The following is a 295-nucleotide window of genomic DNA, read 5'->3' on the forward strand; positions in this document are numbered from 1 at the left end:
ATTGATGATGTTCTGCTTCATGGTGATGATATCCCGAAGCAGCTCCTCATGGGTGTGTACGCCCACAGCACGACCCGTAATGGAGCTGAACTCATTACGGTTGGCACCCTTGAACACGATGCGCTTGCCGTTGAGCAGCATCCGATTGTTCTTCAACTCGAACTTGCGGAAACCGACTTTCTGCCCTGTCACCTCTACCAGATGGCCTGCATCGTCCAGCAGCTCGATTTCCAGTTCATACAGAGCCGGGTCCTCTGCACTCCACAGGTGGGGGTTCTCCACCGCATGGCTGATC

1 protein-coding gene is annotated in these 295 nt (G+C 54.6%); it reads right to left on the minus strand.

The features are described 5' to 3' along the window. Positions 1–295: glycoside hydrolase family 2 TIM barrel-domain containing protein (locus tag P0G09_RS19455; RefSeq protein ID WP_275253497.1), on the minus strand; the 295-nt coding region annotated here is incomplete at both ends.

Source organism: Faecalibacterium sp. DFI.5.82, from assembly GCF_029076575.1.
Classification (GTDB): Bacteria; Bacillota; Clostridia; order Oscillospirales; family Ruminococcaceae; genus Faecalibacterium; species Faecalibacterium duncaniae.